Raw genomic sequence first — 13,687 nt, 5'->3', positions numbered from 1 at the left:
CCTTAATCAAAAAGTCCGGCTGATTCGTCTGCCAATCGGCAGAATTTATGTCTGTTACTAAAGAGTTAGAAGCTATTAGACCTCTTGCAAAAATAACTAGGACGGGCTCTCCGGCCCATCCCACAAAATTTTTTTTCTTGTGGAATGGGCCGGAGAGCCCGTTCCAGAATTTGATTAAAAGGATTTTTGCAAGAGGTCTATTATCCCTGTATCTTCTGCCCAACAATCCGGATGGCAACCCGATCGACCTGTTAGTTGAATAAAAAGAGCAGATTAATTAATATGGCTGGCGATTTTTCTTTTAACTCTAAAATCCGATTCGACAAAAATGGCTTGGACAATCCTGCACGGCAACGCACCCGATCGCTCCAAGCTATGATTTTCATGCTGCTAGTCACTACCTTGGTGGCGCTGCCGATATTTCGTCTAGCCGAACTGCAACTGATACAGGGAGCATACAACCGACAGCGGGCGGAAAATAACCGCATTCGCCCCGTGTCAGTCGCAGCCAACCGGGGCCAAATTTTAGACCGCAGCGGCAAAATTTTTGCGGCCAGCCGCGTATCTCGATCGGTGTATGTGTGGCCAAAAGAGCGATCGGCCTCCGAGTGGCAAGAGATCGCCACTACACTGGGCCCGATCGTCAAACTTCCCGCCGCCGAAATTATCAAAAAAATCGATGGAGCAGGCTACAAATCAGCGCTACCAGTGCGAATTAGTAAGGATATCGATGTCGGTACTTTCGTCGCTTTGGGAGAACAAAGTAATGCTTTGCGGGGAGTTGAAATTCGCGTAGAGTCGAGCCGAGACAATCCCAACCAGCAATTAGCAGCTCACCTTTTGGGATACGTCGGCGAAGCTAGTTTAGATCAATTAAAAGCTAATCCTGCATATCCGATGGGGATGATCGTCGGTCAGATGGGAGTGGAAAAATTAGCCAATTCAACTTTAGAGGGCGTTTGGGGAAATCGTTTAATCGAGGTGAATGCTAAGGGCGAGGAAATCCAAGATTTAGGTGTAAAAGACCCTATTCCCGGCAAACCGGTGCAACTCACTTTAGATTTAGATATGCAGAAAACTGCGGAAAAAGCTTTGGGCGATCGCCTGGGTGCAGTTGTGGCGATCGACGTGAAAACCGGAGCTCTTTTAACAATGGCTAGTTGGCCGACATTTGACCCCAATATTTTCACTCGGAAGGTAACTCAAAAAGAATGGGATCGGCTGCAAGGGCCAGACAAACCTTTTTTAAATCGGGCTGTTCAAGGTTATCCAGTCGGCAGCACTTTTAAAATTGTAACTGCTGTAGCCGGGATGGAGTCGGGCAAGTTTTCTCCTGACTCGACTTTGGTAAGTTCTGCTTCAATTAACATCGGCGGAATTTCCTTTAACGAACACGGCGCCGGTTACGGCGTTATCGGTTTCCGCGATGCTTTAGCCTACAGCAGCAATACGTTTTTCTATCAAGTAGGCATGGCTGCCGGACCCGAACAAATGGCGAAATGGGCTAAAAAAATGGGGATTGGGGGTGCTATTAATTTAGACCTTTTGGGGATAGACGGGGCCAATCACGGTCAAGTTCCGATACCAGCAGAAAAACAGAAAATGTATGGGGAAGATTGGTACGTTGGGGATACGGTAACAATGTCGATCGGTCAAGGTTTGGTACTTTGTACTCCCTTAGAATTGGCAGTGATGGTGTCAACTATTGCCAATGGCGGTTGGCGAGTGCAGCCGCATTTATTGGCTTCTCAAACCAATACGCCTGTTACTAAAAAAATTCAAACTGGTATTAAACCGACAACTTTAAACGTCATTAAACAAGGATTGATTGACGTGGTAAAAAAAGGTACAGGCCGCGCCATGAATGACGGTACTATTCCTTTCAGTGCTGGTAAGACAGGGACTGTGGAAATGCCCGGTCATCCTGATAATTCTATGTATGTGGGTTTTGCTCCTGCTGATAAACCGGAAATTGCGATCGCAGTTATAGTTGAAGGCGGCGGATATGGTGCTGTATCGGCGGCACCAATTGCTCAAGAGGTATTTAGAACCTATTTTCAAAAGCAGGGTTTTAAACCTACTAATAAGCCTCTCTAGTGATTAGTTAATAGTTGTTTGTTGACTGTTCATATTTTGTTATGTAGGGTGCGCACTGCGCACCTTACCGCTATAAGTGCGATCAAAAGGTTTCCCCTACCAATCGTCTCACTTCCAAGGTCGATAAATTCATCATTTGCGCCACCTGTTCCAGACTCATCCCAGAATTTAAAAGTTGAGTTAGGAGCGATCGCAATGTTGACTCCGCTGCCAGCCGTGCTTGCTCAGATTGTTGAAAGGCTGACTCGGCCGCCAGTCGTGCTTGTTCCTCGGCCAGTCGTCCCAGGTTTTCTTCCTTGTGAGTCTTCAAAAACTCACCCGTTTCAGGAACTCTAAACCTCAATTCTCCTGAAATTAGATGCAATTCCAGTCCCAGCACTTCACTGAACAACCACAGCCTATCGAAAGCGATATTGTTGGCTGCAATCGGCTCGTACTGATTGTTTATTAAACGTACTCCCTGTAAAATTGGATTCAGATAATCTCCCGACGGATCGTACTGAAAATATTCCCTAACTCCCAAAGCCCGATAAATTTCCGGTTTGGTTTCTTGGTCTTTCGTTTGAGTTGTTTCTGAAGTGATTTCTAGCACAAAATCGGGAGTAATTCCCCCTTCTTCCCAAACTTTATAATTATCCCTCTTGCGTTTGGCAACTCCAAACACCACATAAACATCAGGGGCCACAACCGCCTGGTTGTTCCCTTGTTCATAATAAATGAAAGAATTGGCTGACACGTAAACATCAGAACGTTCTTGAAAGTAAAGCTTGACAGCTTCAACGCTGTAAGTCATGTAATCGCGCGTGATGTCGCTTTCAGCCATCGGCTCTCCGTCGCTGCTGGGATATTCAATTTCTACTTGTTCGACTTGAGTTAAAATTGTCATTTTTCAATTTTCCTCAAACTTAATTAATTTAATCCTAGCATTCTGTCGGAGCTTTGAAAAGTTCGATCGCCTAAAAACAATCAACAGCGGTAAGGTGCGCCGTGCACACCCTACATAATGGCGGTTCTGCGTCCTGGACTTTAACATCGGTCTGAGAGTTTACAGATACAGACAATTTAAATTCTAATTAATCCCTCTCTCTAAAATAATCATTTCCGAACCAACAACCGGACTTCTAGCTATTAATTCCCCTGCCAAATTCGCGATTTCTAACTTGCGAAAATCGAGTGAATTAGCCTCCTTCCACATTTTAGTGGCTAGTTGATTTTGCTCTAATTCGCTGAGTTTGTACCAATCTTCAGCGACTTTCACCGTTAAAATGCTGCTGGAAAAATTAGCTTCGACAGACTTAACTAAACCGCCGCCAAGTCGATTTGTAATGTCAGCAACTTGATTTTGAATCGCAGCAATCAGAGACTGTTCGGGCGTTAGCGGCGGCGGGATAATTTCTACTGGTTGCGGTTTTTCCGGGGTCACTAAATCGGGCAAGTTGCTTTTGAATTTAGGAGAGATTGGCGCTGACGGTGCGATCGCCTCTGGTGATTGCGGCGTTTCCGGCGCCATAAAATCGCCAAAGGTTGGAGGCGACTGCTGCGCTGCTGGGAAAGGAACTTTTGCTACTTTCTCCGGCGGTTTTGCCGAGAAACTGTTGAAAGTTAAACCCACTGCAACGATTAGAATTGCTGCTAATGCGGCGTTTAAAATTGGATCGGACAGCTTCTGGTTCGCAGATGGTGGCAGTAGCGATCGCACTAGCCGCACAATACTTTGCCAAAGTACAACGACTTTCTCTACAAAACTTCCTTCCGTGCGTTGGGATACAGGCTTTTTCTCAACTTTTACAGCAACTTTTGGAGGCACGCTGTTAACTTCCGCAGCAACAGCGGGAGGAGTTGTTGTTGCTGAGTCAGAAGCGGTTGGCGCGATCGGCTTTTGGGCCTGCAACGGCGCTTCTGCTGCTAATTTTTTCCCTTTTTTTCCCAAATTCCCGATCGAGCTCATCAAACCTTTGATTCCCTGATTTTTGGGAACAGCGCTGCTGGCATTTTGAGTCTTGCTGCGAGTCGCAGCCGACTTTGCAGGCGAGTCAACCTCCGGTGTCGGAAATTGAGACGCTTCTGGAGTTGGTTGATTTGGTTGTTCTTCTGACATTTTTTCTGCCTTGGGGCGTTGCAAATATATCTAAACGAGATAAATTTTAGTTGAGCCATCTCAACCTTAATTTATCATTTTATTAGTTGTAACCGAATCAAAATGAGCATTAAACGCCGTCACTTTCTAATTTTAGGCAGTCTCAGCAGCTTAGGTTTTGCCGCAGTCTCGAAAATGATTCAGCTTCGGACTTCCTCCGGTAGAGACACCATTGCTGCTGTGCCTTCTAACGTTGAGGGAGAAAGGGCGATCGTCCCAATCCCGACCTCACCGCCTATTTTACGCTTTATTTCGGTGGCCGACACCGGTACCGGGGCCCAAGGTCAGTATGCTGTGGCTGAGGCGATGGCGCAATATCACCGCGAAAACCCTTTTAATGTTGCTGTTCTCGCGGGCGACAATATCTACAATAACGGCGAAATTGAAAAAATTAATGCTGTTTTCGAGCGGCCTTATCAGCCGTTATTGCAGCAAGGCGTAAAATTTTATGCTTGTCTGGGAAATCACGACATCCGCACTGCTAACGGCGATCCGCAAGTTAAATATGCGGGTTTTAATATGCAAGGTCGCTACTATACTTTTCGGCGCGATCCGGTACAGTTTTTTGCTTTAGATACCAATCACAATGCTGACTGGGAAAATCAGCTTGTTTGGCTGGAAAAAGAGTTGAGTCAAAGCACTGCACCGTGGAAAGTTGTGTTCGGCCACCACCCGATTTATTCTTCTGGCGTGTACGGCTCGAATCAACCTTTTATTAAGACTTTGACGCCTTTGTTTCAAAAGTACGGCGTGCAAGTTTATATCAACGGGCACGAGCACAGTTACGAACGCACTCGATCGATTAACGGTACGACTTATTTGATTTGCGGTGCTGGCGGGGGTACTCGTCCGGTGGGGCGTTCTGAGTGGACGGAGTATTCTGCTAGCCGGCTGAGTTTTGCGACGTTTGATGTTTATGAAGACCGGATGTTTGTCAGTTCTATCGGTACTGACAAGCGGGTTTTTGATAGAGGGGTGATTCAAATGCGATCGGCTTAATTCAGATTCTATTCAGGAGCCAACAATATGAAGAGGGGTTGTAGAGCCAATAAAACTGGTTTTGTTTTAGAAACAACTGTAGAAGGCACGTTGAGAGGTCACGGATATCTCGAAATATGTCCCCAGTTGCCGAAAAAGCGCAAGCGAGATTGGCTCTTACTCTCTACTGAAAATCCCAAGCGATATGCTAAACAGGTTTATATCGGCTCTAGCATTTATGAAACTGAAATAAATGTCGATTTTTATATTGTTGGTTCCGGTTCGTTTCCTCGGGGTCTAATTGTTGAGTGCAAGTGGCAAGAAGATAAAGGTTCCGTTGATGAGAAGTATCCTTACCTCAATTTAAATATTAAAAATTGCTATCGGGTGCCAACTATTGTGATAGTTGGCGGTGACGGTATGAGGCAAGGTTCGATCGACTGGTTTAAAAAACAAATTCCCGACAATCAAAATTTGTTAGGAGTTCACAAGCTCGAAGGTTTTATTACCTGGGCAAACAAACATCTGTAATCAGGAATTACGCAACTTGGCTTGGCCGCCTGCGGGTAAACCACGGGTTGCTCCTACAAAATATGCTTAGGTAAAGACTTTGCTTAAGTGGTGATTGAAAATGAACGTATTAATAATTCCTTGATTTTTCCCCGATGCAAACTATTAGAATTAATTCCCCTAGATGCTGAAATTTCAATTAGTTTGGGAAGAGAATTTATTGAAAAAGCTTGACTATCGCTGTAGATTTTTTCGATGAAATCGCAGTTGGAATTAGACAGCATAACTTTCACGCCCCGTTCGGCAAGTTCTGCAAAAATATCTCTGAGTTTAAGCTGTTCCGATTCTTTGAAATTATCCCGGCTGTAAGCGGTGAAGTTACTTGTGGCACTGATCGGATAATAAGGCGGGTCAAAATAAACAAAGTCTTCGCTGCTTGTGGCAAAATCCAAAATTTCATCGAATTTTCTGACTAGAATTTGAGCGGGCGCGAGTACAGATGAGACCGATCGCAGTAAATCGGGTTGACATATATTAGGATTTTTGTATCTGCCTATGGGAACATTAAATTCACCTTTTGAGTTTTCTCTGTAAAGGCCGTTGTAACAAGTTTTATTTAGGTAAATCAGGCGTGCTGCTTTTTCTGTATCTTTTTTGTAGGATTGCGATCGCACCCAGTAATAATACTCTTTATTGTTCTTGCTGTGTTCGGACTGGTGATCGAACAAAAGCTCAATTAGCTCCTCAACTTTATCCCTGACACAGCAATAGGCATTAATCAACTCAGGATTAATATCTGTTAAAATAGCTTGCAAAGAAGGGTGCTGCTGTGCTAAGTAAAAAAATACGGCTCCGCCACCCAAAAAAGGCTCGTAGTAAGTGGTGAACTTTTCAGGAAAATAAGGTTGATATTGTCCAATCAACCTAGTTTTGCCTCCTGCCCATTTCAGAAAGGGACGCGGCAAGACGAAAGAAGGTGCGGAAGCAGACATTTATCTAGAAATAACGGCCCTATAATATTTATCACAACTAGAACTCAATAGACATACTTCTGTAGTTGTCACCGGAGGTTGCGTGGCATTAAACAGACATCGCCCGATCGATCGGCGAAAAGTTTTCGTTAGAATTATATATGTCAGCCTCGCCCACAAAAATGCCCGATCGCCCGATCGGCAGATTTAGCTCTGGGTGTGCCAAAATTGTCTAACTCGCTCACAAGTGTTACCAGTCAAAGATCGAGCTGTAACACTTTACCCCACCAAGCTTATGCAAGATTTCATTAATAACGTCTCTCGCTACCCCCGCTTTTTCATTACGATTTGTCTGGGGATTTTCTTTTTCCTGTTCGAGCGACTCAGACCCCTGCTCGATCGACCGACAACTGCGATCGCCCTGATTACTTCGATCGTAGCGACTTTTGTCTTTCTAACTTTTACACTGCGCGCCATGTTAGGTCTGAGTCCGGTTTAAAGGTAAGCTTTCGCCGGAAAAAAGCCTGCTCCCGAGCGACAAGCAAGAGCGCAGAGACAAGGCAGACAAAGGGTTTGGGTAAGTTGCGAATTTTGAGTTTTAGTTGAAACGCCAACTCCCGAAGTAACTGCCAACTCATCGGCGATCGCACACTTGACAATAGTCGCTGCGATAGATTGGAAGAGGAAATTAGTAAGCGGCGTTACGTCAGCGCTGCTCAACCAAGGCGCAGGCAAACATTACCGAAGTGCAGGACAAGCCTTTGCGGCCGTCAACATTCACTGGGGAAATACTGCACCTCTGTTTCCCCGCATTCAAGCGTTAATTCTTAGGAAGCGGCACACCCCGCCCCGCTTTCCTCTCCCGTTAACCTGACGGTATCACGAGAGTTTCTAGCGGACAAGTCAGATGAAATTTGAACACATCTATCAATTTTTTCAAGACCCCCCTCCTGTTTATCTAAACAAGGAACTAGCAGTGTGCTACATTCTCTCGGTGTTATTGCGCTCAGATTCCTACGGTACAGAACTCATCGGACAACTAGAAAGGGAATTCCCCATCTACCGACTTTCTGATACTGTCCTCTACAGCGCTCTGAAATTCCTCGAAGATGAAGCCGTAATCACCGGTTACTGGAAAAAAGTAGAAGGACGCGGCCGCCCGCGCCGGATGTATCAAATCCTCCCCGAGTGGCGGCATCAAGCTCAAGACCTCGCTCGTCTCTGGCACGACTACATCGGTCAGGGAAACGGCGCGTCAGGGCGTCGGCCCCGTGCCTTAGAAACCGGTCACACGGGTTAGCCGAGTTTGAATCGGATGCCTAAACCCTTGATATGCTGGCGCTACTTGCAAAGCGATTTGCCCGATTGCCTTCGCTTTGCTCGATCGCCGCACTGCGATTAAAGCAGCTACACTACGTCAGGACTTACGCATTGTCACTTGAGAATTAGCGACGATTGGGAGATATGGGATTTTGGTGATGGGGAGAAAAACGTCTTGCAGAAGAAGCTTTCTGCGAATTTTGGTTAAAAAGTGTCTGCGTAAGTCCTCGATCGCTTTCTTATGTAAAGTTCTTTGACACACTCCCCAGCCTGAAGACATGGGGATTCTAAGGTCAAACAGCAATTGCAGGCAAAGCCTGTCTAACATTGCCTAACTTAACGGTTGATGCCCCAACCGTACGAATGTTTCTAGCTGCGTTTTCATCACGTCCATTTACTGATTGACAGGATGGACAACGCCATTGTCTGATTGACAAGTCCAACTCTTTCAAGATATGGCCGCAATTTGAACAAGTTTTGCTGGATGGATACCACGGATCGATAAAGACTACTTGCTTGTTTTTTTTCTGGGCAACCCATTCTAGGATTTGCAAGAATTCTGCAAAAGCCAAATCCGAGATTTTACGACCCCAAAGGCGTTGCATTCCTTTCAGATTTAAGGTCTCGAAACAGAGTACATCAAACCTATCTGTTAAATCAGCAGCTAATTTCCAGAACCAGTCATAACGACGATTTACAACGTCTTCGTGCCTGCGAACTAGGTTCTTTCTAGCTCTTTCTCTATTAGCTGAGCCTTTCTTCTTTTGAGAGTGTTGACGACTGGCTTTTTTAATGGCAGTGAGCGACTGTTTGAAAAATAGAGGTGATGCAATTTTGGTATCATCTGAAACGGTGAGAAACATTTTTAAACCAAAATCAAATCCAGCAATTCTACTCGTCTCGGACTTGACTTCTGGGTCAATAATGTTGTCAACAACCACGACCATAAACAATTCGCCCAGGGTCGTGCGTTTAATAGTTAAAGTTTTGACTTTTCCTTCAATCTCTCTAGAATTCCAATACTGATAAACTTTTGACCCAATTTTAACTCGGTTGCCGCCGAGAAACTTGTATCCAGCCTGCTTGAGCGTGAAAGACTTGTACTTACGAACTTTCTTGAATCCCGGTGGTCTGACTCCTTTCTTGTGGTGTTTGAAAAACAGTTGGTAGGCTCTTTCAATACGCTGACAAATATCTTGCACCGCTTGAGAGCCGACTAATTGCCAAAATTCTTTGCGTTTCCGTAGCGCAGGCGATATGAGCTTGGAGTTGGGTTCCGTTTAAGTGTTTTCCCCACATTCGGTAATACCGCTTGTGAAGCGCAATACAATGGTTGTAGATTACTCCGGCGGCATTAATTGACCGCTTGAGAAATCTATTCCGTTTGTGTTGATATAACTTAAACTTTAAAGTTTTCATCTTTTTAGTATACTATTACTAAATAGTTCTTGACATGAAGAAATATCAAGTTTCTTGATACTGTGTTTGATTGTCTAGAATCTCAAGAAAAAGCCGTCAAGCGAAGTACGGGGCTTTGACCCATTTTCTTGGTAAAGTAAATAGTAGATAATTTCACTTACACAAACTTCTACCGATGGATACTACTGTTCTTTCTTCAACGTTTGTAATCACGCTGCTGCTGGCTGTTGGCTTGTTTTTCTTTGTCAAAGCCTCAGTCAAACCTCGAATCGAACAAGTCAAGCTTGCTTCCGAGAGCGCCCAAGAGTCACTTTTAACTGAGCTACAACAGTATTTTGCCCGTAGAGCTTACCGAGTTGCAGCAGTTGATGCTCCCAACTATAAAGTCACCTTTGAGGGTTTTGTGCGGCCGAGTTGGTTTCTTGCTATTTTTTTAACTCTGCTGAGTGCAGGCGGCGCTTTGTGCTTGGGACTGGTTTTGGGAATGCTAGTTCCCCAGCAGGGTCAAATTTTCCTAGCTTTGGTACTGCTGTCCCCGCTGGCCGGCGTATTTTACTGGAAAAAAGCTGGACGTGAAGAGCAAGTCTCCCTCAAACTCGAATCAGTTGCTGAGTCGGGAAGCCAAACCAAGAGCTTGGTTACTGTCAGAGCTCACCGCGATGAACTAGCAGCTATGCAAAAAGCTTTAGATTTGAAACCGCTAGAAGATTAAAAGTTTGGCGCGGAACGTTTTTTGATATGCTATATGCCGTACTTAGACTTTGAGCAGACAAACCGATGAATGCTTGTGGCTTTAAGTTGGCCGGGAAGTTCGATCAAACAAACAGTCAAAAAAAACCATTATCCTGAGAGTGCCCCTGTGGCGGTCGCCCGAATCGGCGATCGTGCTGCGATGGCTCCTTATACCCTATTACTAAGGACTTTTCGCCTAAATTCAGTTAGCACTCTCCAGACAATGAGAACTCTGGCGCTGTTGTTAAAAGAGTTAGAAAAACATTGCTGTCAATGTTTTGAGCTCAACATTTTGATTTATGCGCGGCCCGCTGACACCACAGGAATTTTGTCTGTGGTAGCTTCCAACATCAACTTTAAGCTGGGAAACAAGAAATGGTTCTCTTCTACGTATTGGGCTCCAAATAAACCTTTTTCAGCCCAGAAGTATCTGTCAGTGGTATGCTCGTTACGCTTGACTAACAGCAAAGCTGGGGGAGCAATGCCTTCGGCATGGATGAACTTGCGAGCCGCTGTTACGGGTTTATCTTCGCCGCTCTCGATGCTATATTGAGGCACACACTCTAAAATTCTGCGTCCTTCTTGTCGGCGGCGACTCTTGCGTTTGCGTCTCCTGGCCAATTTCTTTACCTCCTCTGTGAGCAGACAGTATGAGCAGACAGGTTGTAATGATAGCTACCAAATCCGAGGCCAGTATATCCGTTCTAGCTCAAAACTTCAACAGTTTTTAATATATCGACATAATCTTAACATTCGTGCCGATCGACAAAAGTGTAGCGGTTGTGGTATGTTGGCCCGAAAAATCCGGCCCGAGCCAAGCTTTGGGATCGGTGGAAGCAGAGCCGACAGGGGTTTAGGGCAATTTGTGTTCGTGAAAGCTTCGATGCCTTCAACATAGCTGCCTTTTATGAAAGCGAAGATACCTGAAATCTAGAAGTCTCTCATCTGTAATCGGGGGCCGATCAGTTGTAATTTACTTAGAATTCCGTTAGATATCTTAATGTGGCGCTCATGTTAATGCCAGCCAGTTCAGAATTTGTCAAGCTTTGCCGATCGCAGGTAGCGATCGCCGTCAGTTTGGGATCGACATTCAGCGCGGTATACCTGACACAAGAGCTGGTAGAAGGCACCGAAGCAAAGTTGGTACCGATCGCAGTTTACCCAGAAACCTCAGTCGAGTCGGAAGCAAATCAGGGGTTGAGGCTGCAATATTCCGAAAGTTCGACAGTGAAACCGATGCCGCTGCTGGCCCCGCCAGCTCTTCCTGTGGAAGAATCAACGGTGGGGGCGATCGCACCCGATCCGCTTCCGGGTAATGAGCGCAGTTCAAATCAGTGCCCGGGCCCGGAGAATGTATGGCAGCAGCGTCGGCAAATTGTGACGCCTCTGATACACGAGGGAGTCGTAATGGGACTTTTGGTGTGCGGTCGGCAAGACAGGCCTTGGAACGAGCCAGAGGAGGCGACTATGCAACAAATTTCTCGCACCTTAGCCCTAGCCTGCATTTTAGACCAGCGCTCGCAGTGGATGCAGCAGGAATTGGGTTCGGCCAGGCAAATCCAGGCCCAGGTTTACGACACGATGCACAATTTACTGCACCAGTTCAAAAGTCCGCTGACAGCGCTGCGAACTTTTGGCAAGCTGTTAGCGCGGCGGTTGGTACCCGAAGACAAAAACCGCAATGTGGCTTTTAGTATTGTCCGAGAGAGCGATCGCCTGCAAGAGTTGCTCGGCCAGTTCGATCGAACCGTTGACACCGGCGAAGCAAATCTGAGACTACCATCTAACACTTCAGAAAAAGCAATGCCCAATGTAGAATTAACCAGACATTCTCCTCTGTCGCTGTCACCTGCGGCCAATTTGAACGAATCCTGTTTTGTGGCATTCGTCTTAAAACCGCTGTTAATTTCCGCCGAGGCGATCGCATCCGAAAGGAATCTGAAATTGCTAGCCGACATACCGGCGGATTTGCCGCCAGTCTCGGCCAACGATCGAGCTTTGCGCGAAGTTTTGAGCAATGTAATTGACAATGCTTTGAAATATACCCCGGCCGGCCGCCAAATTTATATTAAAGTCAGGTACAAAGCAGCGGAGGGCGATCGGGCTGGATACAGCCAATTGCCTGCCATAGCAGTTGCAGTCAGCGACACCGGTTCCGGCATTCCCCCCCAGGATTTAGAGCATTTATTTGAGCGGCACTACCGGGGAGAAAAAGCGCAGACAGAAATTCCCGGCACAGGATTGGGTTTGGCGATCGCCCGCGATTTAGTCCGCCAAATGCAAGGAGAAATAGAAGTATTTTCCCCAGTCAATCCTGAATGGCTGCCATGTGCGGAAACTCATTTATATCCAACCGATCGCGGCACTACATTTGTGGTTTGGCTGCCGGTGAATAAGTAACAAACCCTATTGTTTGGAGACAGCTTTTATGAAGCATCTACCTTTCTTCGATAAAATTCCCAAGTTTTCAAATTCTTTAGAAATTCTCAAAAAACATTTTTTTACTGTACCGTTTTTAGCTGTTTTCAACACTCTGACTGTCCTGATTTTGGGAGGTCTGAGCGTATACGCCAAACTCAACAACAAGGGAGAAGGAGTTGAACGCCTGTTTAGCGATCCTTTTAATTTCTGGTTCCCTTACGAAGGCATTCTCACCGGAGTTTCCGAAGTCCTCTGGTGCATCCCAGTCACAACTTGTGCATTTACTTTCGGAGTGCTGCGCCAAAAAGATCCCCGCAGTCGATCGGGAACATTCTTATTTTTTAGTGCTTTACTACTCGGAGTATTTTTCCTGGATGACAGGTTTCGGATGACTTTGATTCTTTCTCAGTTGGGAATATCTAAGAAATTAATTTATTTGTGTTACGGGAGTGCTGTTTTCCTTTACGGAGTTAAGTTTTGGCGATACATCAAAACCACTCCTTACCTGCCATTAGTCGCAGCATTTCTCTTGTTTGCTATCTCCCGGTTTGAGGATATTTTAGACTTGCGAAGTCAAGGAACACACGCGATGTTAGAAGATGGCACTAAGTTATTAGCTGTTGTGAATTTAGCCCTGTATTTTTGGCACGTGTGTCATCAGGAAGTTGGGCGGCATTTGCAGCAAAGCGAAGATCCTTAAGCGCCTCGATGATATTACAAAAAGAAGGCGTTGCTGAATTAGGGTATCACTAAGCAACGCCGGCGATCGCATAAAACCAAAATAATACCATTTTTCCAAAATTCTGCAACAGTAGTCGTAGGGTGTGTCGCTGCGAACAATCCCTAGATTTCACGCCATATCTCATAGCGACGCACCTTACACATTGGGTGGACGAAACAAACTCAACAATTATATTGTAGCAAAAATTTTTCTAAACAGTATAATTTATTGAATTTTGATATGGAATTAGCAATTAGCAATTACCCCGTTCTCATGCAACTGAAAACCGCTATATAATGAATTCGGCTCTCCTGACTTTATGGTGTATAATGTAACAAACAATACATTTGCTGTCATGGACTTTTATTTGGACTATATATT

At 45.4% G+C, this 13,687-nt stretch carries 14 protein-coding genes; 9 read left to right on the top strand and 5 right to left on the bottom strand.

Translation table 11 applies throughout. The annotated features are described in order from the left end of the window. The first annotated feature begins 282 nt into the window (after positions 1–282). Positions 283–2,097, top strand: a complete 1,815-nt coding sequence (mrdA, locus tag QUB70_RS23685) for a penicillin-binding protein 2 (protein ID WP_332983789.1) — start codon at positions 283–285, stop codon at positions 2,095–2,097. 82 nt (positions 2,098–2,179) lie between these two features. Here mrdA and QUB70_RS23680 read toward each other — a convergent pair whose 3' ends face one another. Together QUB70_RS23680 and QUB70_RS23675 are read right to left on the bottom strand one after the other, a co-directional pair. After that, entirely contained in the window at positions 2,180–2,983 is an 804-nt protein-coding gene (locus QUB70_RS23680) for a Uma2 family endonuclease (RefSeq protein WP_332983788.1), read from the bottom strand. 183 nt (positions 2,984–3,166) lie between these two features. Then, on the bottom strand, positions 3,167–4,195 hold the full coding sequence (locus QUB70_RS23675) for a hypothetical protein (RefSeq protein WP_332983787.1): 1,029 nt from the start codon (positions 4,193–4,195) through the stop codon (positions 3,167–3,169). A 102-nt stretch (positions 4,196–4,297) separates the two neighbouring features. Between QUB70_RS23675 and QUB70_RS23670 the strand changes: the two genes are divergently transcribed. Both QUB70_RS23670 and QUB70_RS23665 read left to right on the top strand, forming a co-directional pair. Then, complete coding sequence (locus QUB70_RS23670) at positions 4,298–5,233, top strand: metallophosphoesterase family protein (RefSeq protein ID WP_332983786.1); 936 nt, start codon at positions 4,298–4,300, stop codon at positions 5,231–5,233. Positions 5,234–5,260: 27 nt separating this feature from the next. Next, positions 5,261–5,743, top strand: a complete 483-nt coding sequence (locus QUB70_RS23665; protein WP_332983784.1) for a PD-(D/E)XK nuclease superfamily protein — start codon at positions 5,261–5,263, stop codon at positions 5,741–5,743. An 83-nt stretch (positions 5,744–5,826) separates the two neighbouring features. On the opposite strand, the gene QUB70_RS23660 is transcribed toward QUB70_RS23665, so the two are convergent. Next, positions 5,827–6,714 carry a DNA adenine methylase gene (locus tag QUB70_RS23660; protein WP_332983782.1) on the bottom strand — a complete coding sequence of 296 codons (888 nt, stop codon included), beginning with the start codon at positions 6,712–6,714 and terminating at the stop codon, positions 5,827–5,829. Between the two features lie 274 nt (positions 6,715–6,988). On the opposite strand from QUB70_RS23660, the gene QUB70_RS23655 reads away from it, so the two are divergent. The 3 genes from QUB70_RS23655 to QUB70_RS23645 all read left to right on the top strand — a co-directional run bounded on the left by QUB70_RS23655 (position 6,989) and on the right by QUB70_RS23645 (position 7,993). Then, complete coding sequence (locus QUB70_RS23655) at positions 6,989–7,192, top strand: DUF751 family protein (protein ID WP_332983780.1); 204 nt, start codon at positions 6,989–6,991, stop codon at positions 7,190–7,192. 153 nt (positions 7,193–7,345) lie between these two features. Then, the gene (locus tag QUB70_RS23650; protein WP_332983779.1) at positions 7,346–7,567 is read left to right on the top strand and encodes a hypothetical protein; all 222 of its coding nucleotides are present in this window, start codon (positions 7,346–7,348) and stop codon (positions 7,565–7,567) included. 33 nt (positions 7,568–7,600) lie between these two features. Further along, the gene (locus QUB70_RS23645; RefSeq protein WP_194068040.1) at positions 7,601–7,993 is read left to right on the top strand and encodes a PadR family transcriptional regulator; all 393 of its coding nucleotides are present in this window, start codon (positions 7,601–7,603) and stop codon (positions 7,991–7,993) included. Between the two features lie 313 nt (positions 7,994–8,306). On the opposite strand, the gene QUB70_RS23640 is transcribed toward QUB70_RS23645, so the two are convergent. Next, a complete protein-coding gene (locus tag QUB70_RS23640; protein WP_332983778.1) occupies positions 8,307–9,215 on the bottom strand; it encodes an RNA-guided endonuclease InsQ/TnpB family protein in 909 nt (302 codons plus the stop codon). 392 nt (positions 9,216–9,607) lie between these two features. On the opposite strand from QUB70_RS23640, the gene QUB70_RS23635 reads away from it, so the two are divergent. Then, on the top strand, positions 9,608–10,144 hold the full coding sequence (locus QUB70_RS23635; protein WP_332983777.1) for a cofactor assembly of complex C subunit B: 537 nt from the start codon (positions 9,608–9,610) through the stop codon (positions 10,142–10,144). A 317-nt stretch (positions 10,145–10,461) separates the two neighbouring features. Here the strand turns inward: QUB70_RS23635 and QUB70_RS23630 are convergent, their stop codons facing one another. Continuing rightward, complete coding sequence (locus tag QUB70_RS23630) at positions 10,462–10,785, bottom strand: DUF3155 domain-containing protein (RefSeq protein WP_332983776.1); 324 nt, start codon at positions 10,783–10,785, stop codon at positions 10,462–10,464. Positions 10,786–11,181: 396 nt separating this feature from the next. On the opposite strand from QUB70_RS23630, the gene QUB70_RS23625 reads away from it, so the two are divergent. Beyond that, a complete protein-coding gene (locus QUB70_RS23625; RefSeq protein WP_332983775.1) occupies positions 11,182–12,564 on the top strand; it encodes a GAF domain-containing sensor histidine kinase in 1,383 nt (460 codons plus the stop codon). Between the two features lie 28 nt (positions 12,565–12,592). Further along, positions 12,593–13,285: a hypothetical protein gene (locus QUB70_RS23620; protein WP_332983774.1), complete on the top strand. Its 693-nt coding sequence runs from the start codon at positions 12,593–12,595 to the stop codon at positions 13,283–13,285. The last annotated feature ends 402 nt before the right edge of the window (positions 13,286–13,687 follow it).

This window comes from Microcoleus sp. A003_D6, assembly GCF_036702825.1.
GTDB lineage: Bacteria > Cyanobacteriota > Cyanobacteriia > Cyanobacteriales > Microcoleaceae > Microcoleus.
This window is presented reverse-complemented; position numbering and strand designations above follow the sequence as displayed.